Origin of the sequence: Bacillus sp. FSL K6-2431 (assembly GCF_038005165.1) — a bacterium.
In the GTDB taxonomy this organism is placed as follows: domain Bacteria; phylum Bacillota; class Bacilli; order Bacillales; family Bacillaceae; genus Bacillus; species Bacillus pumilus.
Genome location: NZ_JBBOSQ010000001.1, coordinates 94939 through 115167, shown reverse-complemented (window position 1 = coordinate 115167; position 20229 = coordinate 94939). Strand labels below are relative to the sequence as shown.

General features: G+C 40.2%; 22 protein-coding genes, 1 pseudogene and 1 riboswitch. Of the genes and pseudogenes, 7 read left to right on the top strand and 16 right to left on the bottom strand.

Annotated features, from left to right (window positions below):
* Window positions 1-27: 27 nt before the first annotated feature.
* The 3 genes from MHH40_RS00630 to MHH40_RS00620 form a co-directional block, all read right to left on the bottom strand.
* Window positions 28-639: an HD domain-containing protein gene (locus MHH40_RS00630; RefSeq protein ID WP_137055071.1), complete on the bottom strand. Its 612-nt coding sequence runs from the start codon at window positions 637-639 to the stop codon at window positions 28-30.
* A gap of 13 nt (window positions 640-652) precedes the next feature.
* A complete protein-coding gene (locus MHH40_RS00625; protein ID WP_003216059.1) occupies window positions 653-1135 on the bottom strand; it encodes a glutathione peroxidase in 483 nt (160 codons plus the stop codon).
* 74 nt (window positions 1136-1209) lie between these two features.
* A complete protein-coding gene (locus MHH40_RS00620) occupies window positions 1210-2892 on the bottom strand; it encodes a formate--tetrahydrofolate ligase (RefSeq protein ID WP_050943888.1) in 1683 nt (560 codons plus the stop codon).
* 138 nt (window positions 2893-3030) lie between these two features.
* Here MHH40_RS00620 and metA point away from each other — a divergent pair, with 138 nt between their 5' ends.
* The gene (gene metA / locus MHH40_RS00615; protein WP_003215782.1) at window positions 3031-3939 is read left to right on the top strand and encodes a homoserine O-acetyltransferase MetA; all 909 of its coding nucleotides are present in this window, start codon (window positions 3031-3033) and stop codon (window positions 3937-3939) included.
* Window positions 3940-4167: 228 nt separating this feature from the next.
* Window positions 4168-5319, top strand: coding sequence for a diglucosyl diacylglycerol synthase (locus MHH40_RS00610; RefSeq protein ID WP_003215454.1), 1152 nt, complete (start codon window positions 4168-4170; stop codon window positions 5317-5319).
* Window positions 5320-5352: 33 nt separating this feature from the next.
* Here the strand turns inward: MHH40_RS00610 and MHH40_RS00605 are convergent, their stop codons facing one another.
* Window positions 5353-6054, bottom strand: a complete 702-nt coding sequence (locus tag MHH40_RS00605) for an AIM24 family protein (RefSeq protein ID WP_050943887.1) — start codon at window positions 6052-6054, stop codon at window positions 5353-5355.
* A 259-nt stretch (window positions 6055-6313) separates the two neighbouring features.
* Here MHH40_RS00605 and cspD point away from each other — a divergent pair, with 259 nt between their 5' ends.
* Window positions 6314-6514 (top strand): cold-shock protein CspD, encoded by a 201-nt coding sequence (gene cspD / locus MHH40_RS00600; protein WP_003215784.1) that lies wholly within the window; start codon window positions 6314-6316, stop codon window positions 6512-6514.
* Window positions 6515-6559: 45 nt separating this feature from the next.
* Here cspD and MHH40_RS00595 read toward each other — a convergent pair whose 3' ends face one another.
* The 3 genes from MHH40_RS00595 to MHH40_RS00585 form a co-directional block, all read right to left on the bottom strand.
* The gene (locus MHH40_RS00595; protein ID WP_003215507.1) at window positions 6560-6742 is read right to left on the bottom strand and encodes a hypothetical protein; all 183 of its coding nucleotides are present in this window, start codon (window positions 6740-6742) and stop codon (window positions 6560-6562) included.
* A gap of 169 nt (window positions 6743-6911) precedes the next feature.
* Window positions 6912-7094: a zinc-finger domain-containing protein gene (locus MHH40_RS00590; protein ID WP_003215998.1), complete on the bottom strand. Its 183-nt coding sequence runs from the start codon at window positions 7092-7094 to the stop codon at window positions 6912-6914.
* Between the two features lies 1 nt (window position 7095).
* Window positions 7096-7767 (bottom strand): ribonuclease H family protein, encoded by a 672-nt coding sequence (locus MHH40_RS00585; RefSeq protein ID WP_003215694.1) that lies wholly within the window; start codon window positions 7765-7767, stop codon window positions 7096-7098.
* Window positions 7768-7860: 93 nt separating this feature from the next.
* Here MHH40_RS00585 and MHH40_RS00580 point away from each other — a divergent pair, with 93 nt between their 5' ends.
* Genes MHH40_RS00580 through MHH40_RS00570 form a run of 3 tightly spaced genes read left to right on the top strand, consistent with a single transcriptional unit; the run spans window position 7861 to window position 9117 of the window.
* Complete coding sequence (locus MHH40_RS00580) at window positions 7861-8550, top strand: queuosine precursor transporter (RefSeq protein ID WP_003215661.1); 690 nt, start codon at window positions 7861-7863, stop codon at window positions 8548-8550.
* Between the two features lies 1 nt (window position 8551).
* On the top strand, window positions 8552-8947 hold the full coding sequence (locus MHH40_RS00575; RefSeq protein ID WP_003215503.1) for a reverse transcriptase-like protein: 396 nt from the start codon (window positions 8552-8554) through the stop codon (window positions 8945-8947).
* A gap of 44 nt (window positions 8948-8991) precedes the next feature.
* Window positions 8992-9117 (top strand): hypothetical protein, encoded by a 126-nt coding sequence (locus MHH40_RS00570; protein ID WP_003215584.1) that lies wholly within the window; start codon window positions 8992-8994, stop codon window positions 9115-9117.
* Window positions 9118-9133: 16 nt separating this feature from the next.
* On the opposite strand, the gene MHH40_RS00565 is transcribed toward MHH40_RS00570, so the two are convergent.
* The 7 genes and pseudogenes from MHH40_RS00565 to MHH40_RS00535 all read right to left on the bottom strand — a co-directional run.
* Window positions 9134-10021, bottom strand: coding sequence for a 5'-3' exonuclease (locus MHH40_RS00565; protein WP_212045978.1), 888 nt, complete (start codon window positions 10019-10021; stop codon window positions 9134-9136).
* A 274-nt stretch (window positions 10022-10295) separates the two neighbouring features.
* The gene (locus MHH40_RS00560) at window positions 10296-10559 is read right to left on the bottom strand and encodes a YpbS family protein (RefSeq protein WP_050943884.1); all 264 of its coding nucleotides are present in this window, start codon (window positions 10557-10559) and stop codon (window positions 10296-10298) included.
* A gap of 41 nt (window positions 10560-10600) precedes the next feature.
* Window positions 10601-14200, bottom strand: a complete 3600-nt coding sequence (locus tag MHH40_RS00555; RefSeq protein ID WP_340900541.1) for a dynamin family protein — start codon at window positions 14198-14200, stop codon at window positions 10601-10603.
* 133 nt (window positions 14201-14333) lie between these two features.
* Window positions 14334-14420: a Fur-regulated basic protein FbpC gene (locus tag MHH40_RS00550; RefSeq protein ID WP_223251174.1), complete on the bottom strand. Its 87-nt coding sequence runs from the start codon at window positions 14418-14420 to the stop codon at window positions 14334-14336.
* An 85-nt stretch (window positions 14421-14505) separates the two neighbouring features.
* Window positions 14506-15015 (bottom strand): isoprenylcysteine carboxyl methyltransferase family protein, encoded by a 510-nt coding sequence (locus tag MHH40_RS00545; protein WP_340900539.1) that lies wholly within the window; start codon window positions 15013-15015, stop codon window positions 14506-14508.
* Complete coding sequence (locus MHH40_RS00540) at window positions 15012-16112, bottom strand: type III polyketide synthase (protein WP_253622483.1); 1101 nt, start codon at window positions 16110-16112, stop codon at window positions 15012-15014. The genes MHH40_RS00545 and MHH40_RS00540 overlap by 4 nt, the downstream gene beginning before the upstream one ends.
* Window positions 16113-16476: 364 nt before the next feature.
* Window positions 16477-16707: pseudogene (locus tag MHH40_RS00535) on the bottom strand (IS5/IS1182 family transposase); the annotation flags it as partial.
* A 364-nt stretch (window positions 16708-17071) separates the two neighbouring features.
* Between MHH40_RS00535 and MHH40_RS00530 the strand changes: the two are divergent.
* Window positions 17072-17926 carry a polysaccharide deacetylase family protein gene (locus MHH40_RS00530; RefSeq protein WP_050943880.1) on the top strand — a complete coding sequence of 285 codons (855 nt, stop codon included), beginning with the start codon at window positions 17072-17074 and terminating at the stop codon, window positions 17924-17926.
* Between the two features lie 50 nt (window positions 17927-17976).
* On the opposite strand, the gene pbuX is transcribed toward MHH40_RS00530, so the two are convergent.
* Together pbuX and xpt are read right to left on the bottom strand one after the other, a co-directional pair.
* Window positions 17977-19296 carry a xanthine permease PbuX gene (pbuX, locus tag MHH40_RS00525; protein WP_003215893.1) on the bottom strand — a complete coding sequence of 440 codons (1320 nt, stop codon included), beginning with the start codon at window positions 19294-19296 and terminating at the stop codon, window positions 17977-17979.
* Window positions 19293-19877, bottom strand: a complete 585-nt coding sequence (gene xpt / locus MHH40_RS00520) for a xanthine phosphoribosyltransferase (RefSeq protein WP_003215672.1) — start codon at window positions 19875-19877, stop codon at window positions 19293-19295. Before xpt ends, pbuX begins: the two co-directional genes overlap by 4 nt.
* Before the next feature lie 118 nt (window positions 19878-19995).
* A riboswitch (purine riboswitch) is annotated at window positions 19996-20095 on the bottom strand.
* Between the last annotated feature and the right edge of the window lie 134 nt (window positions 20096-20229).

The window sequence follows — 20229 nt, the reverse complement described above, 5'->3', positions numbered from 1 at the left end:
TACATCCTCCTTACACACATAAAGACCCTACTCATCTGTAAGGCCGCATTCTTCTTTCCATGTCTTGATAAATAGGCTCATCAAATCATGCCGCTCCTCAGCAAGCTGCTTTCCAGAACGAGTGTTCATTAAGTCTTTTAATTTGAGCAGTTTTTCTTCCATATGTTTTAGCACAGAGCCCTGCTGCGTGTCCTTTGTATAGTGGGGTTCCCCTTTTGCGCCTGCATAAGTAAACACCCTCGCAATACCGGTTGCTCCTATCGCATCGAGCCGATCTGCGTCTTGAACAATGGCTCCTTCTAACGTTATTGGTCTATTCTGCTTATGTCGATGACGAAAAGACATCGTTGTAATGATGTCCATGATATAACGAATATCTCGCGTATGAACTTCCCAAGAAAGGAGCTGAAGCTCAAGCTGCTTTGGTGAAAGCTTCCATTCACCCGGCAGCTTTTCATCTATGACATCATGAACAATCGCTGCCATTTCGATCACAAACAGAGAGCCGCCTTCCTGATTAGCAATCTGGCAGGCAAGCTGCCGCACACGATCAATATGAGCCGCATCGTGTCCAGTCGGTTCATATTTCAGCCGATCTGAAACAAAGGAGGCAGCTGCCTCCAATTGTTTTTTCTGCATGACGGTGAGCACCTTATTTGTCCAAAAGAGCGATGATGGAGCTTTCTAATTCTTTTGGTGATGTTTTCGGAGAGAACCGCTCAGTGACTTCTCCGTTTTGATCCACGATAAATTTTGTGAAATTCCATTTCACTGTTTTTGTGCCAAGTACACCTTTTGCATGACTTGTTAAATGTTTGAAGAGTGGGTGCGCGTTGTCACCATTGACATCTACTTTCGCAAACATAGGGAAGGTCACCCCATAATTCAAAGAACAGAATTCTTGAATGGCTTCTTCTCCTTCTGGTTCTTGGTTCATAAATTGGTTACATGGAAATCCTAAAATTTCAAGGCCCTTTTCATGATATTGATCATATAGCTCCTGCAGTTGTTTAAATTGAGGAGTCAGTCCACATTTGCTTGCTGTGTTGACAATAATGAGTACTTTTCCTTTGTAATCTGCCATTGATTTTTCTTGACCGTTAATGGTCTTGACCTGAATATCATAAATTGACATCTCATAGCCTCCTAGGATTCACTTTTTCCTATCGTAACATGCTTCTTTTATAAAATCGCTTTTTATGCTTCCGGTTAAAAGAGTCCTGTCACACTGCCGTCTTCTAATAAATCCATCTCGAGCGCCGCTGGTTTTTTAGGTAATCCAGGCATTGTCAAAATGCTTCCAGTTAAAGCAACAATAAATCCTGCTCCTACAGATGGTTTTAACTCACGAATCGTAATGGTAAAGCCCTTAGGCCTCCCAATTAAAGCTGGATCATCTGAAAGTGAATATTGCGTTTTTGCCATACAAACCGGTAAATGCCCCCAGCCGTTTTCCTCGATGGCTGCCAGCTGTTTTCTTGCTTTTGAAGTGAGTGTGACCCCGTCTGCTCCGTAAACCACTTTGGCAACTTTAGATAATTTTTCTTCGATGGAATCATGCTCTTCATACAAATAGGAAAAGCTGTTCTTCTTCTTTTCAATAAGTGTTGCGAGTTCTTCGGCAAGTGCTGTCCCGCCTTCGCCTCCTTCTTCCCATACATTCACAGCTTGGACTGGGTGGCCATGTGCGTGGCACCAATCTTCTATCGCTTGAATCTCTTCTTTTGTATCAGTGATAAATCTGTTAACTGCGACAATGTACGGAAGACCGAAGGCTTGGACGGTTTCAATATGCTTTTCTAAATTATGTATACCTTTTAATACAGCTTGTGCATTCTCTTCTTTGAGTTCTGTTTTCTTCATTCCGCCATGCATCTTTAATGCTCTGACAGTCGCCACAATGACAACTGCACCAGGCTTGAAATCACCAGCTCTTGTTTTAATGTGCAGGAACTTTTCTGCTCCAAGATCTGCTCCAAATCCAGCTTCTGTTACGACATAATCGGCTAATTTCGCCGCCATTTTAGTTGCAATTAAACTATTACATCCATGCGCAATATTGGCAAAAGGACCGCCATGAACGAGGGCCGGAGTTCCTTCAATCGTTTGTACAAGATTCGGTTTGAGTGCGTCTTTTAAAAGTAACGTCAGAACACCTTCATATCCAAGTGCACCAACAGTGACTGGCTCCCCGTCTTGATTATAGGCAACAACAATAGAAGAAAGACGTTTTTTCAAGTCGGTTAAGTCTTCTGCTAAACAAAGGATGGCCATCATTTCGGAGGCAACCGTGATGTCAAACCCGTCTTCTCTAGGATACCCATTTACCTGTCCACCAAGTCCGACAACGACCTGTCTTAAAGCACGATCGTTTAAATCAAGCACTCGCTTCCATACAATGCGGCGCGCATCGATGCCAAGTTCATTTCCGTGATGGATATGGTTATCAATGAACGCAGATAAGGCATTATGTGCAGAAGTAATGGCATGAAAATCTCCTGTAAAATGAAGATTGATTTCTTCCATTGGTAGCACCTGTGAATATCCTCCACCTGCTGCACCGCCTTTTATACCCATTGTAGGACCTAATGAAGGCTCTCGCATTGCTATGATTGCTTTTTTCCCTATTTTTTCGAAGGCTTGACCGAGCCCGACTGTGACGGTAGACTTCCCTTCACCTGCTGGCGTTGGATTGATCGATGTGACAAGGATCACATGTCCTTCTTTTTGTTCTTTTAAACGGTCAAAAATAGTCAAAGATATTTTCGCTTTTGTGAAACCATAGCATTCTAATTCTTCGTCATGTATTTGCAGCTTTGCTGCGATGTCTTGAATAGGTCTCAGCTTTGCCTTTTGGGCGATGTCAATATCTGATAAATGCTTTGTGATCATAAATAAACGGCCTCCTTTTTTTCGAGAAACAGCTTTGTTTTTGCTCTGTTTTTCATTGTAACATAATTGAAACATTGAAATATCGCCAGAAAGTTCCTATAATGAAATGAAATTATCTTTGGTTCAGGGGGTGGCGAGTTGCCTATTAACATACCAGTTCATCTGCCGGCAAAACAAATACTAGAGAGCGAAAACATTTTCGTCATGGATGAGACAAGGGCATTCAAGCAAGATATCCGTCCTTTGAATATCGTGATCTTAAATTTAATGCCAAAAAAAATACAAACTGAAACGCAGCTGCTAAGAATGCTCGGAAATTCTCCTTTGCAAGTGTACTTTACGTTTTTGATTCCAAGTACGCATACACCGAAGAATACGTCGAGAGAGCATCTAGATGAATTTTATACGACCTTTGAATCGATTCGCCATAAGAAATTTGATGGAATGATCATCACCGGCGCACCAATTGAGCATTTAGCTTTTGAAGAAGTATCCTATTGGAAAGAGCTGCAGGACATTTTGGACTGGAGTAAAACGAATGTGACGTCTACTCTTCACATTTGCTGGGGTGCACAGGCAGGCCTATATCACCATTATGGTATTGAGAAAATCAAGCTTGCTGAGAAAAAATTTGGTGTATTTGAGCATCTTGTGAAAGAGAAAAAAGAAAGATTAGTCAGAGGTTTCGATGAAGTATACTATGTCCCACATTCGAGGCATACAGATATTAATACAGAACAATTAAAAAACACGCCGAATTTGAAAGTATTGAGTGTCTCTGAAGAAGCGGGTGTTTGTTTAATTGTTTCAGATGATGATAAACAAGTATTTTTAACTGGACATCCTGAATATGATACGGACACATTGAAGCAGGAATATGAAAGAGATTTGTTGAAGGATGATACAGTCCAAAAACCTGTCCACTATTTTATAGAAGATGGTGACACATTAGTCCCAGTGAATCGATGGAAAGCCCATGCCACTTTACTGTTTATGAACTGGCTCAATTATTATGTTTATCAAGAAACACCATACGTTTGGGAATAAAATAGACTGTAGTCTGATGATAAATGGCCAAAATGTGTTAAAATACAAATGGCTCTGTCTTCCATTATCAATTTAGTCTTGTTGTTTTTTAAAATTAGTTTAATTCTTTCGTAACGAATGATATGCTCTGACTGTTTATATGTTATCTTTATGTATATGTAGACCTATGAGATTAATAGTTTTCGTACGAAGTTTTGTTGTTGTTGATTACATTTGAGGTGAATATTCTTGAATACCAATAAAAAAATATTAATCTTGACCGCAAATTATGGAAATGGACATATGCAGGTGGCTAAAACACTGTATGATGAGTGCAAATCTCAAGGCTTTGAGCATGTTGTAGTTTCTAATTTGTATCAAGAATCAAACCCCATTGTGTCGGAAGTGACTCAATATTTATACTTGAAGAGCTTTTCCATTGGGAAACAATTTTATCGCTTGTTTTATTACGGTGTAGATAAAATTTACAATAAACGCAAATTTAACATTTATTTAAAAATGGGAAATAAGCGTCTTGATGAACTTATTCAATTACACAATCCGGATATGATTATTATTACATTCCCGATGATTGTTGTTCCTGAATACCGGAACAAAACAGGAAAAGTCATCCCGACATTTAATGTCATGACAGATTTCTGTCTTCATAAGATTTGGGTACATGAAAACATCGACCGGTACTATGTTGCAACCGATTATGTGAAACAAAAATTAGTGGAAATCGGCACACATCCAAGCGATGTCAAAGTGACAGGCATTCCTATTAGACCACAATTTGAAGCAGACGTGCCAAAATCGAAGATTTATAAAAAATATGGATTATCATCAAACAAAAAAGTTCTTCTGATTATGGCCGGTGCTCATGGTGTACTGAAAAATGTCAAGGAATTATGTGAAGCATTGCTTCTAGACAGTGAAGTACAAATTGTTGTTGTATGTGGAAAGAACGCAGCGCTGAAACAATCACTAAGCGATCTTGAACAAGCACATCCAGATCAATTGAAGGCGCTTGGATATGTGGAACAAATTGATGAATTGTTCAGAGTAACAGATTGTATGATCACAAAACCAGGTGGCATTACTTTAACAGAAGCAACTGCAATCGGCGTCCCAGTCATTCTTTACAAGCCTGTCCCTGGACAAGAAAAGGAAAATGCTCATTTCTTTGAAGATTATGGGGCAGCCATCGTCATCAACAGACATGAAGACATTTTAGAATCTGTGACCAACTTGCTTCAAGATGAAGAAAAGTTAGAAACCATGAAACAAAACATGAAAAATCTTCACTTAAAGCATTCTTCTCAAACCATTTTGGAAGATATCGTTGAGCAATCAGATATCATCACGAATAACAAAACGTATGCTCGCGCATTATCATAAAAAGGTGTCCGTCATTGACGGACACCTTTTTCTTTATCCTTGATTTCCATTTGTTGTGTACACTTCTTCAAACGGCTGCACGACAACAAAGCCGCTTCCGCTAAATTTCATTTGAATAGACTCTCCGCTTCCTCTGCCAATAAAGGTTTTGAATGAAACATCTGTCACAAATTCAGTTTTTAAATCCCCTGACCATGCAACTGTCGCATTTGGATCTGTATAGACAGAGTCACCCGGCTGAACAATCAATGTGAGCGGCTCATAATGACTCGTAATCGCAGCAAGGCCTGGTCCTTCTAATTTGACATTAAATAATCCGCCTGCAAGCATCCCCGACACTTTTTTCATCAATTTGATATCCCAGCGGACTGAAGGTTCAAATGCGAGCAAATCATTCCCATTCACAAAAATGGATTCGCCTTCAGCCAAACGAAGAATTGAGATTTTTTTGCCTTGATCTGCTACATATAATTTCCCATCACCTGTTGCCTTCATGAGTGAAGTGCCTTCTCCTGACAGCATTTTTTTAAACATTTTTGAGACGCCATGTTCAAACACGCCCTCACGTTCAAACTTGATTTTGCCTCGGTACGAAACCATGGAACCTGTTTTTGCCCAAATGGTATCAGTCAAATTAATTTCTAAAAGTCTTGATGTTTCAAGTTCGAAGACCCCTTCTCCCTTATCTTCCTGCTGCGTATTCTGAACAAATTCTTCGAGTGTATAACGATTCATGATAGCACCTCTTTCTGTATTTTTTTTATATACGGACAAACTGTGCATAAAGTTTCAGAAAATGGAGACGGTTTAGCTATTATTGTTATTTGTCAAAAAAAATCAAACATTCTGCTCAAAATTTGGCTCTCCCGCTTGACGCTTTACTTTTGATGGTGTATAGTGGAACCATCATTTAACAACTGCAAAGTCGTTAGGTGATGAAAATTTTTTTTAGTATGCCAAAAGGTATGCTACAGTACTAGGAGGAAAAAGCAATATGCAAAACGGTAAAGTAAAATGGTTCAATAATGAAAAAGGTTTCGGCTTCATTGAAGTTGAAGGCGGAGACGATGTATTCGTTCACTTCACAGCTATCGAAGGTGACGGTTACAAGTCTTTAGAAGAAGGACAAGAAGTTTCTTTTGAAATCGTTGAAGGTAATCGTGGACCTCAAGCTGCAAACGTAACAAAAATCTAATCAACTAAATCAATGATGCAAAATAAAGAGAGGCTTATGCCTCTCTTATTTGATTTTCAGCTGAATTTCAATTGCTAAAATATTTTGCTTCAGTCGTTGTTCAATTTCAGAGATATCTTTTTCGAGAAAAGGTCTTCCCTTCTTTGCTACATCTACAAGTTGCTCTAGATCGCTGTACACCTCTTGAAATGTTCGATGTAATACCGTTTCGAACTCCTTATTATTCATACCGGCCTTCCCCTTTTCCTCTAATATCCGTCACTTAGTCAAAAAGTAACTCAACCAAAACTTTCTATAGTTATATCGGCTCATTTTTCGGAATATGTTCTTTTTTTACACATTCTATCCGTTTTTTTTCAAGAGCGAATGTTTGAGCTGGGAAAACCGGTCCGTTCATTTATTTTTTGAGCAGCGTTTGGCCATATTCTTTTATTTTCTCTCCAACAGTGCATTGCTGTATGCAAAAGGAATGGGCATATTTTTTGCCAAATTCTTTTCGAAAATGCTTCTTAATCAAACAATCTGAACAATACGTGTCTTGAAGATCGGTCAATTCTTGTACTGCTGTTTTTTTATCCACATTATTCAGCTCCGTCTGCTTCTAATTTCAATGTACTTTCGATTGGGACGTCTGCAAGAATCTGTCTTGCAAGCTGATCCGCTTCTGCATTTTGTTTCCGATCGATGGCTTCATAGGTTGGCGTCAGCTTCAGCTCTTTTAAAGCCGCTTCAATTCGGTCAAGCCATTTGTTATGTACATCATCATAACAAGGCCATTCTCCTTTTAACTGATTCATGACAACAAGTGAATCTCCTCTAATCGTGACAGAATTTCTGCTTGCCCCCAGGTCTTTTAAAGCTTTTACTGCCTCAAATAAAGCCGCATACTCTGCTTCATTATTGGTACTCCCTTGGAAAGGCTGATTTTTTCTCAATCGATAAGCGTCTTTTCCTAGCTTATAGTAGACGACAACACCAAGACCAGAGTCACCGGTTTCTTTGTGAAAACTTGCATCAAAATAGACTTGAAGCTGATCAGGTTCAAGCTTTAATTCTTCATTTAGCTTTTCAAGCTCTTTTATAGACCACATAGCCCCTTTTTCATCTTCAAATGACAGAAGTGACTGTGGTTCTTTTTTGTCAATATGTTTTGCTAACCTCAAGGCCTCTTTTAGCTCCAACCAATCTTCTTGGTAAAAAGCAATGGACCCAATTGATTTCACTTTCATTGTGTAGTGTGCTCTTAGTTTCATTGATCACATCGCCTTCCCGTGCTTTTAAGGTAAACATACGTTATGCTATAATCAAAAAGTTACATTTACAATGAGAAAGGAAGTTCATGTCACTTGTTTAATGAAGGTATTTGGATCTTATTTGCGATCATTAATTTTATCATTGTTCTTCTATTTTATAAAGGATTTGGCAAGATGGGCCTTTTTGTCTGGATTGGCTTTGCGACGGTTGCCGCAAATTTACAAGTTGTCAAAACCGTTGAATTATTCGGCCTAACCGCAACACTTGGAAATATTTTATATGGCAGTGTGTTCTTTGCAACGGACGTATTGAATGAAAAATATGGACAAAATGAAGCGAGAAAAGCTGTCTGGATTGGTTTTGCTACCCTTTTAACACTAACTGTTGTCATGCAGGAAGCCTTGCTTTTCCATCCCGCTCCATCTGATATCTCACAATCATCGCTGGAAACCATATTTGGCTTTATGCCAAGGGTTGCACTTGGCAGTCTCGCTGCTTATATCATCAGTCAAATGCTAGATGTTTATGTATATTCGTTTATTCGCCGCATATTTCCTTCCGATGGCGCGCTCTGGGTGCGCAATGCCGGAAGTACGATGATTAGCCAGCTTCTTGATACATTGATTTTCACGACCATTGCCTTTCTTGGCACGTATCCATTTCATGTATGGATAGAAATCTTCATCACGACATATGTCATTAAATTTATCGTCGCTGCGATTGCAACACCTTACGCGTATGCAGCGAAAAAAATGGTTCCGCTTGATGAAAGGGTGAAATGATGTGCCAGCAGAAATATACATTGACGGTGCGAGTGCAGGGAATCCAGGTCCCTCTGGCATCGGCATTTTCATCAAATATAATGGAAAGGCTGAATCCTTCTCCATTCCTCTTGAACCCATGAGCAATCACGAAGCAGAATTTTCTGCTCTGATCGAGGGGATGAAAATATGCGCAGAAAAAGGATTGCGTACCGTTTCATTTCGAACAGATTCACAAGTAGTTGACCGCGCAGCCAATGCAGGATTTGCTAAAAATCCAGCCTTTCAGCACTTTATCAAAGAGATGATCGAGCTTCAAAGCCAGTTTGATTTATTTTTTATTAAATGGATTCCGAGTAAGGAAAACCAAATAGCAGATCAGCTCGCCAGAAAAGCGATTCACCTATCTAAAGGATGAATCGCTTTTTTTCGGTTATGCTAATGTGTGTGAGGTGATACTGATTGGATAAAGAAAATAAAGGTCGTGTCACAAATGGGACAACCCCACAAGGTGATGCGCAAACAAAAGATAAACAGCCACTATCTCAGCTGGAAAATAGAGCAAAGAAAAGCAATACAAAAAGATGAACCTTAGAGATCGGCTTTAGCTGATCTCTATTGTACTTAAACGATTCATCATCGGTTCGATTCCTTTGATTTGATGGTGCCTCAGCATAGCAGCAGCACGTTCTTGATTGATGTTCATTTTCGTCTCATCCATTGGACAGCTGAGCGGGACATCACATTTAATCTCTGCCAATAGACGAGAAAGCTTCAAATCTTCTAATCCTGCTTGCATTTTCTTTTGCTGCGCAGCCGTTAGTTCATGGACATTTTCTAACAAACCGTCAATCGTTTCATATGTTTGAATAAATTTTAAAGCAGTTTTTTCTCCGATTCCTTTGACACCTGGATAATTATCACTTGCATCACCCATGAGTGCTTTCATATCAATGAGTGCCTTTGGCGAGATTCCCATTTCCTCTTCAAATAAGGCTTTTGTATAATGCTTATAATTGCCAATTCCTTTTTGCATCAGGGCAACAGTCACTTGTTCATTCAAAATTTGCAGCAAATCTTTGTCACCAGTTAGGACAGTTACGCGTGCTTCTTTTTGGTAAAGCGTAGCAAGTGTACCAATACAATCGTCTGCTTCAAAGCCCTTTAAACCAATGTTCACAATTCCTAGTTCTTCTGTAGCTTCTTTTGCTAAATCGAATTGCGGAATGAGCTCGACAGGCGCCTCTCCTCGATTTGCTTTATACTCTTGAAACAATTCGTTTCGATAGGTTTGGCTTCCCATATCCCAGCAGCACACAATATGAGTTGGCTCAAATGTCTGTACAGCTGTTAATAAGTGCTTCAAATAGCCATTCACTCCATTTGTTGGTACACCGTGGTCATTTATCATAAAATTGCGATGGACAGCCGTCGCATAAAACGATCTGAACAAAAGCGCCATTCCATCTACAAGCAGTACGTGTTTATTCATTCTCTTAAACTCCCTTTTCAAAACAATACTCCCATTCTATCACAGAACACAAAACTAGACATGAAAAAGGCGCCTTCTTCTTTTACAAAAGAAGAGGCAGCCCGTTTACTTTTGACCGTATTGCATTTTTTTCGTTTCTGCTTCTGCATAGGACGGCATGTCTTTTTGTTTAGGGTCACGCTCATCCTGCTGCTTTGTCTGTTGCTTTTTTTTCATGATCATTCCCCTTTCTCGGTACATTCATTAAGATGACCAAAAAAGAGAAAGTTACTCTTTACTTCTGTTTCTGCTCGACATACTCTCTGACCATATCATTCGTCACAAGCTTACGAAGCGGAACAATACCGCCTCGTGCAAGCTCATTCATCTTCGACGTAATGGCGTTGATCTCGTCTGTTGTAAATGGCTCGTTTTGCTCACATTTGACAACAGCCATCTCTATTGCTTGTTCTCTTTTCTGTTCAAGCTCAAGAAAGGACTGAATATGAGCATGCTGCTTTTGTGAGTGTGCTGAAATCTCTTCGTGTACGCTCGTCATTTTCTATCAACTGCTTTCTTTTTTATTTAGTCTACCATGAATCAAATGGTTTTCAACTGGTTCTTCCATTCGTCTGTTTGTTCATAAACTTGTTCAATGACGGCCTGCTCTTTGGCATCTGTCGTTAGGCTCGTGATAAATGTTTGTTTTTGTTCACTTAGCTGTTCGAGCGCTTCTGTTTCATATCTTTCCGTAAACGTCTTCACCATCATGTCGTACCTGCTCAGTAATTCTTCTTTTTCTTTATCAGCCCATTTCGTGGTTAACTGATGAAGAATGTCTCGAATCGCTTCAATAAACGCAGCCTTTCCATTCTGTTCAAAGAAAACTTTCGGTGATTTTTGTTTCTTTAAGAGCGGTTCGAATGGCGTTAGTTCAGCTTCGATTTCAATTTGTTTCAGCTCAGCATTTTTCTCTTCAGGCGGCGACAGTGAGAGAGAAAAGTAAGGGTCTTCTGCACATGCCGCTTGCAATCCTTTCTCCCACTCCTCTTGGAAGTATTGATGAATAAACGATTCCATTCGGATATCAAGCGCCTTTAACTCCTGTACAAATTCAAATTCATAATCCTTTAGTGCCTTCTCAAGTGCTTTTTTCAATTGCTGTCCGAAATTCCCTTGAGATATTCCAGGATAAAAGGCTGTCTTAAAGAGATCATTCGCAAATAATGAGAGGCGCTGCACAATATGATAGAGCTGTTCATGTAAGTCCTTTTTCACGCTTTCTGTCACTAGCTTAGATTGTTTTATCTGACTCATTTGATCAAGAATCGCTTCATAGGATGCGTCTATCTTTTTCTTTTCCGCTTGCTTCTCATCTTCTGACTGATGCAGCGTCGCATGCAGTTTGTCGACCGTTCTACATAACGTACGTGCTTCAAAATATAACAGCTCGATCGCATCTTTCGTTAATTCTTCCTCTATAAAATAGTCGAGCTGCTTTCTAAGCTTTGCGTATTGATTATAAGCTGTCTCTCCCTTTCCTTCGATCTCTTCCTTACTGGATACATGATGAAGGTTTGGGTTTCTTATCCCTTCTTTTGTGAGCTCATTTTTCACATAGTCAAAGACGGTGTCAAGCTCTGCTTGATCCTTTGCGAGATCAGCTGCATTGATAATAAAGAACATTTTATCCATGCTAAATGAATCTTTTACAAGCCCAAGCTTACGTAAAAATGACCGATCTGCCTTCGAAAAAGAGTGCTGGTAGTAAGTTAAATAAAGAAGCGCATCTGCGTCCTTCATATATTGAAAGGCGATCTCTGTATGACGCTTATTCATACTGCTAGCGCCTGGCGTATCAACAATAGTCAGCCCTTTATCTGTTAGAGGTGTACTCAAATAAACCGTTACTTCCTTCACCACACAAGAAACAGCTTCTTCCGCCACATATGGTCTCAGTTCTTGAAGGGTGACATGAAGCGGCGTTTGCTTAGTAATGTGATCAACGAAACGGGTATGTGCTTGTAAAAAATGTTCAACAATGACGCGGTGATCTTGTTCAAGCTGTCTTTTTTTAAGCGTTCGTTTGAGCTTGGATGTAAACGTCTCCCCTTTTTCTTCTGAGATCGGAAATCCTAGGATCTGATTGAGCTCCTCTAATATATCCTGTTCTGTTTTGAACACCACTTTGACACTTTCATGCGGGTGATCTTCCGTCGGCCGCGTTAGCTTGTTAATGGTTGCCGTTGTTGGCGTGGGAGAGGATGGCAGCACCTTTCTCCCGACGAGTGCATTTGCAAAGGAAGATTTCCCCGAACTAAACGCCCCAAATAAAGCGAGTGTGAATTCTTTCGCTTGCAGCCGTTTTGTTCGTTTTTCAAAGGACTTTCTTTGAGATTGGAGCGCATCTAATGGCAATAAAATCTGAGAAAGCTGCTCAAACTGGTCAATCGACTGTGCCGTCGTGACATGCTGTGACTGACGCATTTGAGGCTGATCAATCTGCTTGTTCGGTTTTTCTTGGTCGCTCTCAGCAGGATGAATGGTCGCTTGCTCCTGCTTTAGCAGATCATGCTGCATTTGTCTCTTTTTCGTATAAAACCAATCTTCTTCGATCTGTTCATCCGTTCCATTTTGCCATATATCCCATACATCCTGAATATCTCGCTTCATTTGTTCATTTTTTCTGGTGCATTGCTCGAGTGTTTGGAGCTCTTTTGCAGACTGAACCCATTTTTCTTGCTGCTCTGCTTGATCTTCCATAAGCTTGGCTTTGAGCGACTCCACCATTTGTTCAATCAGTGGCATCGCTTGCTGCTTAGCCTGTCTTCTCAAGGCTTCGCCAGCATCTTTTGCATATTGCAGTACGTATTCATTGGAGAACGTTGCTCCATGATGAATCACACTTTCAAGAAGTGATTCTTGTACAGGTGTTTCAAACGCCATCACTTGATTTAATAACTCTTCACCAAGCTGATGTTTCTTGACTTCTTTTTTTAGTAGCTCAGCAATATGCCAGTCCACTTCTGCCTTCATTCTCGCTTTGACATCTGTTAAGAAGTCAGTTGCCCGTTTTTCTTTTTCCTGCTCAGTTTTATTTTTAGCAAAAAGCAGTCCCACTTTAAAGCTAGGTGCTTTTGATTCAATATAGTCGCTTGCGAGTTCTCTCATTTTAAATGGAGTTAGGTTGGCATTTTTCAAAATGCTCTCGACTTCAGTAGATACTTCTTCTTCTAACTGCTTGGCTCCATTTTCAATGAAGTGATTTTTCGCTTCCAAATCCTTTACTTCTTTTCTTTTTTCTTGGAGCTGTGACTCAAGCTCTTCACCTTGCAGCTCTTCTTTTAACGAGTCAATGTGTTCTTTTAAGACATGCTCAATTTTCTGCTCCGTATAAGCCCGAAGTGAGGCTTTCGGCAACGTCTGTAATTCTTGCAGTTTTTTGATTAAACGAATCATTTCATTTCTTGGATGCGTCTCATCGGTTACAGATGTAAAGTATAGATGATCTTCTTCAATGCCTTCTTTAAGGAGCATGTCAACCACTTGATTTTTGTAGTCTTCAAATGCTGTCTCATGCTCATCATGCCGGTCCACTTGATTCACGATGAAATAGAGATTTGGCACTTTTTCTTTGATGGAGCGAATGAAACGAATGTTTTCTTCAGAATGAACATGGTTGTAGTGAACAACATAAAAAAGAGCATCTGCTTGATGAAGAATAGACGCAGCAGATAAAAAGTGGGCATGATCCGTGGAATCAATTCCTGGCGTATCAATCAGTGCCACTTTTTCTTCAAGGCCTCTATAGTCACCGCTAATTTCCACCATCTCAATCTGTTCTCCATCCTTACAGAAACGCTGTACTGCTTCTTTATCATAGGAGCCGCTCATTTTTGCAAAACGGCCATCAGAGGTGTGAAGCTGCACTTCACTTTCCCCTTTCCTCACGACGACCAAGTTTGCACTTGTTGGGATTGGACTCGTTGGCAAAATGTGATCATGAAGCAGATGATTCACAAGTGATGACTTTCCAGCAGAATAGTGGCCGGTAAATGCGATATATACTTCTTCTTCTGCTTCCTTTTTGATAATCGATGCAAGTTTGGCAGCGCGCTCATGATCATCCCTTTTGAGAAAGCTTTGATATAAAGCTCCTGTAGTTTGAACGAGCGAATCTCGAATAGACAAGTCTTTCATGACGATAAACCCCTTTGTTTTTAGAAAAGTCAGTTATGTATGTGATACCATTTTACACAAAATAAAGAGATTTTTCTTCTGATCTGAGGAAATAAAAAAAATCTGCTGCCCGATCAGTCGCAGTTGACTGGAATCAGGAAGCAGATTTTTTGGAGACACCTTTTAATACGAAGCCAATTAATAGGCTGTACACACACACCGTACCGAGTAAGAAAATCATTGTCATGTGATCACCGTCCATCCTTCATGATTGAGAATGCTTATCATTAATGAAAGTGTAGCACAATTGATAATGATTTTCAATATTAATTTAGCAAATACTGATTTAATGCTTTCTCCTCTGTTTGAATTCGTACAGCCATCATCCATGCATTTAAACATGTAAACAAAATGGCAGTGACATACGCATCAAACAATAGCGGGATCAGTAAAAGCTCAATCGCCACGACTACATAGTTAGGATGTTTCAACCAGCGATACGGTCCTTTTTTTACAATCATCGCGTTTGGTACGACTAAAATTTTCGTATTCCAGTACGTCCCAAGGGAGCATAATGCCCAGTATCGAATGACCTGTGTAGCCATGAGAAAAAGGAGCAGCACAAGAAAATAACGGGACGGCCCCTTATGTAAAAACCCTATCTCAACTATAAGTGAGAGAAAAAAAGCCGTATGCATAGCGACCATATAGGGATAATGACTAGCACCAAATTCAATGGCACCTAGTGCTTTTACTTTCTTTTCATTTCTTTTGGCCACAAGCATTTCAATGAGCCGCTGACAAACGAAGAAACCGATGACAAGCCAAATGATCATGACAAGACCTCCTCCCACTTCATAAGCAGCAGCTCAGAGGAAAAGCCCGGACCAAGCGCCCCGCAAAGTCCCATCTCCCCCGCTTCAGCTGATTGATGTTCCAGGAAATGCTTGATGACATACAAAACTGTGGCAGAGGACATATTTCCGTGTTGTTTGAGTACTTCTTTTGAAGAAAACAGCTGATCCTCTCGTAAAGATAGACTTTCAACATAGGCATCAATCACTTTTTTTCCTCCAGGATGGGCTAGAAATACGGATAAGTCATTAGTTGAATATCCTTGCTCCTCTAAAAATTGATCCACCTGCTCTTTTAACCAGCCGGAAATCAAACTCGGAATGTCACGGGAGAAAATAACCCGAAAGCCGTCACTTGTAAATTCCCAGCCCATCACATCCTCAGAATCTTTCATTGTGACAGATTGCGTGCTTAGTACTTTAGGGACCGTTTTTAAATGGGCATATTCAAGCGCAGCTTTTTCCCCAGCTAAAAGAACCGCTGCCGTCCCGTCTCCAAACAAGGAGGTGCCGATTAAATTGCTTTTTGATTGATCTTGCGGCTGAAAAGTTAAACTGCACAGCTCACAAGCAACGACAAGTACCTTTGCTTCTGGAAATGCCCTTATGTATTCATAAGCTCGCGAAAGCCCTGCCGCACCGCCCCCACACCCTAGGCCCCAGATCGGTACTCGTTTCGTATAAGGAGAAAAAGGAAGGACGTTCATGAGCTTTGCGTCAAGACTTGGGGTCGATAAGCCGGTACTTGAAATAAAAAACAATGCATCGATCTCTTCAACCGGGACTGGTTTTTTTAGAAACTCCTTCTCTTGAAGACAATGTATGATCGCTTCCTTTGCATGAGCCAGTGCCTTTTCCAAATAGATATTGTTTTTCTCTTCAAAAGAGTGGTGCGTCTGATACCATTCAATGGGCTGCACAAACTGCCTGCTCTGAATTTCTCCATTTTGAAAAGCTCTCAGCAGCCGGTCAATATCTTTAAACGATCGTTTAAATTGAGACCTAGCAAAATCAGCAGCTGTTTTCTGATCCACGTGATGCTTCGGGTGACTCGTTCCAACTGAAAGAATGTACGCCATCGGCTTCACCTCTTTTTTCGGTTAATATCCCCTATCGAAAAAAGGATATACATGCCGAACCGTCACAATTCAGTCAAAACATTTTCCTCCGTCTAACTTTTTGTCTTGACGACAATTGATAAATATTGGATAATATAGGTGAAAACATGATGTAGTTTTCCTCCTTCACAGGTTCGTTCCAAGCCAAGCGAACCTGCTTTTTTATGCAAAAAAACACCTCTAAAAGAGAAGTGCAGACCGTAGACAACCCCCACCTTTACTTCAAGTAAAAGTGGGGTTTTCACATAATTATAAAGGGGTACGCTGGACATTCAGCATCTACCGTGTCTACATTTCGTTTTCCGATTTTCTCTGTCACCTGTTATACGAGTGAATTTAACATACGAGTATCATGAACATTGCCACCTGTGACCAGTGATCCAAAAATAAATCCTGTTGAATCACAAGCTGTATGAAAGGAATAAGCAAATGACTTTTCACGTTCACCTTTTACATAGTAGCCAATCTCTGATTCAGTTGTACTGACTTTGATTTCTTTTGTTTCTTCTTTATTTTGTAGGGGTAAGAGCTTTTCTCTATGTATTTCGCGATTGATCGCCTCTATCTCCAATATCCACATGAGCATCCTTTTTTTCAATGAAATCGTCATTATACAACACTTTCATACGGAATCTCCCTTTCGCTTCGCATTAATGGTTAAATCTGATGCTATCTTAGCGTATAAATATCAACGTTTCGATCATTATTCAGAATGATTTCATTTAAACATGAATGGATCACCTTTTTTTCTGATCAATACAAAGCAATAACCATGAAATGCTAATTTATTTGATTATTATATATAAAAAGGTGTTTTTTTCCTGTATACTTAATCAATATGAACACCATGAAAAACAGTGAAAAAAGATAGAATCTACTACATGATTCGGCACAAAATTTAATTGACTGGAGTGATTGTAATGAAAAAGGTGTCCAAAAAACAGACACCCTACAACACGATACTTCTCTCGAAGATAATTGGTTTAGTGCTTCTTACACTGTTTCTCTTTTTTATCTGGGATATGTCTAAACCCCATTTGCAGGCGACAAATGGGCAAGCAAAAATTGTTGCCAGCAGTGACTTCCGAGACACAAGCATCAGTCTGAAAGCAAAAGATCATTCTACAAGAACATTGGATACACATTTTAAGACCAATCCAAACCAACAGACAACGAATAAAACGGTCTTTTTAACATTTGATGATGGTCCTACTGCTACATCAAATCAACTGTTAAATGTATTAAAAGCACATCACGTGAAGGCGACATTCTTCATGCTTGGACCGCAAATCCAAGCACACCAAGCAGCTGTGAAAAGACTTTATCAAGAAGGACATCAATTAGGGCTTCATGGCATGACGCATGATATAAACCGCTTTTATCAGAACAGTGAGTCTCCCGCAAATGAAATGAGAGAAGCTCAGCGCATTCTTGCTTCTGTTACAGGCGTTTACACCCGTCTTGTGAGAACACCCTATGGCAGTGTTCCAAATTTAACATATCATCAAAAAGTACGTTTAAACCAAAATGGCTTTATTTACTGGGATTGGACGATTGATAGTCTTGACTGGAGATATAAAAACTCACAATATGTTCCAGAGGTATTGAATCAACTGCAATTGTTTGAGAAAACTAAACCATGGGAACCAAAAGTTATTTTAATGCATGATCAACCCTCTACCACAAACTATTTAGATAGCCTGATTACACAGCTAAAAGCAAGGGGCTATACATTTGCAGTCATTAACGAAACAATGCAGCCGGTACAACATTAATAGCGCTAATCACAACAAGCCCGTATCCAAAAGATGCGGGCTTTCAGTGTTTACACAACAGATTTCTTAGGCTCTTCCATCAGGTCCTGCCCGGTTTCTTTTTTAAAAGGAATCATGTGATAAATAATATGAAGCAAAATAGCGGTAAAGCTACCGGCCACGATGCCATTACTTGTTAATAATTTGATTGATTCTGGCAGATGCTCAAACATTTGCGGCACGACGGTGACACCTAAGCCAATCCCCACTGAGCAAGCAACAATCAGTAGGTTTTCCTGTTTGGCAAAATCCACACGCGAGAGCATTTTAATACCGTAGGCAATGACCATCCCAAACATGGCAACCATTGCGCCGCCAAGAACTGACTTTGGAATAATCGTCGTAAAAGCAGCAATTTTAGGAAAAAGTCCAAATAACATGAGCAATGCGCCTGTCACAACGATGACTTGATTTTTCTTGACTCCTGTCAACTGGATCAACCCAACGTTTTGCGAGTAGGCTGTGTAAGGAAAAGCATTAAAGATACCACCTAATAACACAGCAATCCCTTCTGCGCGATAACCTTTCGCTAAGTCCTTCTCTTTTAATGAGCGGTTTGTTAAATCACCTAGTGCGAAATAAACACCTGTTGATTCAACTAGTGACACAATGGCAACTAACGTCATCGTCATAATGGGTGCAAATTCAAAGGTAGGCATGCCAAAATAAAATGGTTCAATCATACGGAAAACTTGTGCGTTCGCCACCTCAGCTGTTTCCACTTTCCCCATAAATGCAGCAACGGCTGTCCCAAGGAGAATTCCGATTAAAATGGCGATCGCCTTCATAAAGCCTTTTGTGAATCGATAGAGAAGCACAATGATAAACAGCACAAGGAAAGCGAGGCCTAGATTTTCAAAAGAACCATAATCAGCACTTCCTTCTCCTCCTGCCATATTGTTCATCGCTACTGGAATAAGGGTAATGCCAATAATGGTGACGACAGAACCTGTCACGACAGGCGGGAAAAATTTCACCAGCTTCCCAAAGAAAAAGGAAAGCAGAATGATGATACACCCCGAAGCGATAATACTTCCATAGATAGACGAAATCCCGTATTTAGAGCCAATCGCAATCATAGGAGAAACCGCAGTAAATGTACAGCCTAATACAACAGGCAAACCGATACCAAAGAAACGGTTTTTCCAAACTTGAAGGAGCGTGGCAGCCCCGCACATGAAAATATCTGCCGAGATTAAGTAAGTCAGCTGTGCAGGTGTGAGGCCGAGTGCATCTCCCACAATGAGCGGCACAAGAACGGCCCCTGCATACATCGCCAGCACATGCTGAATCCCTAGCGAGAGCGTTTTGGCTTTTTTAGCTGCACTCATGATTGTACCTCTCGTACAAACGTGACTTTCCCTTCCTCAAGTGATTCAATCCGTGCAAGGGATTCGACGCGGTAGCCCATTTGAACAAGTGCATCTCTTCCCGGCTGGAATGACTTTTCAATGACAATCCCAAATCCGGCTACTTTTGCCTTCGCCTGCTTTGCGATTGCGGCAAGTCCTTTAGCGGCTTCACCGTTCGCCAAAAAGTCATCAATGATTAATACACAATCCTTTTCACCGAGATGCGTATTTGAGACAGCGATCGTGCTTTCTACTTTTTTTGTAAAAGAGTACACACTCGCTGTTAATAGGTTTTCTGTTAGTGTTAGTGATTGACGTTTTCTAGCAAAAACAACGGGTACTTGAAGAGCTAGTCCTGCCATCACAGCAGGTGCAATGCCCGAAGATTCGATTGTGATAATTTTTGTAATGCCATCATGCTTGAATAATCTAGCAAACTCTTGCCCGATCTCATGCATTAACACAGGATCAATTTGATGATTTAAAAAGGCATCTACCTTTAACACTTGATTTGACAGAACGATTCCTTCGTTCTCAATTTTTTGACGTAACAATTCCATCATTCTTCCTCCTAGCATATTGGCAAACATTTTCATTTTTTTGCATAAAAAAAGCATTGCTGTCCATGAGGAGCAAGCAATGCGAAAACGATCCACGGATCTTCAGCTCAAACAAGAGCTGTTTCATTTGCTCACTCATAGTCGGACGGTATCGGTGTCCGGTAGAAACTTGCGTGCCATCATCACGCGATTATATGAGTGTTATAGTGTTCAAATTATAACAAGATTTCAGACGCTTGGAAAGCACTTTTCTAGAAAAATACCGAACTTAAATAATAGATCAGATCAAAACGTTCGTTTTTAGAATATTCAAGCATCAAAAAAGCACCCTTCTAAGCAAAGGGTGCCTTTT

Bases quoted from the DNA above. Each gene is read 5' to 3' on its own strand.
- MHH40_RS00630 (WP_137055071.1), bottom strand. From the start codon at position 639: ATGCAGAAAAAACAATTGGAGGCAGCTGCCTCCTTTGTTTCAGATCGG.
- MHH40_RS00625 (WP_003216059.1), bottom strand. From the start codon at position 1,135: ATGTCAATTTATGATATTCAGGTCAAGACCATTAACGGTCAAGAAAAA.
- MHH40_RS00620 (WP_050943888.1), bottom strand. From the start codon at position 2,892: ATGATCACAAAGCATTTATCAGATATTGACATCGCCCAAAAGGCAAAG.
- MHH40_RS00605 (WP_050943887.1), bottom strand. From the start codon at position 6,054: ATGAATCGTTATACACTCGAAGAATTTGTTCAGAATACGCAGCAGGAA.
- cspD (WP_003215784.1), top strand. From the start codon at position 6,314: ATGCAAAACGGTAAAGTAAAATGGTTCAATAATGAAAAAGGTTTCGGC.
- MHH40_RS00595 (WP_003215507.1), bottom strand. From the start codon at position 6,742: ATGAATAATAAGGAGTTCGAAACGGTATTACATCGAACATTTCAAGAG.
- MHH40_RS00585 (WP_003215694.1), bottom strand. From the start codon at position 7,767: ATGAAACTAAGAGCACACTACACAATGAAAGTGAAATCAATTGGGTCC.
- MHH40_RS00565 (WP_212045978.1), bottom strand. From the start codon at position 10,021: ATGAATAAACACGTACTGCTTGTAGATGGAATGGCGCTTTTGTTCAGA.
- MHH40_RS00560 (WP_050943884.1), bottom strand. From the start codon at position 10,559: ATGACGAGCGTACACGAAGAGATTTCAGCACACTCACAAAAGCAGCAT.
- MHH40_RS00555 (WP_340900541.1), bottom strand. From the start codon at position 14,200: ATGAAAGACTTGTCTATTCGAGATTCGCTCGTTCAAACTACAGGAGCT.
- MHH40_RS00550 (WP_223251174.1), bottom strand. From the start codon at position 14,420: ATGATTTTCTTACTCGGTACGGTGTGTGTGTACAGCCTATTAATTGGC.
- MHH40_RS00545 (WP_340900539.1), bottom strand. From the start codon at position 15,015: ATGATCATTTGGCTTGTCATCGGTTTCTTCGTTTGTCAGCGGCTCATT.
- MHH40_RS00540 (WP_253622483.1), bottom strand. From the start codon at position 16,112: ATGGCGTACATTCTTTCAGTTGGAACGAGTCACCCGAAGCATCACGTG.
- MHH40_RS00530 (WP_050943880.1), top strand. From the start codon at position 17,072: ATGAAAAAGGTGTCCAAAAAACAGACACCCTACAACACGATACTTCTC.
- pbuX (WP_003215893.1), bottom strand. From the start codon at position 19,296: ATGAGTGCAGCTAAAAAAGCCAAAACGCTCTCGCTAGGGATTCAGCAT.
- xpt (WP_003215672.1), bottom strand. From the start codon at position 19,877: ATGGAATTGTTACGTCAAAAAATTGAGAACGAAGGAATCGTTCTGTCA.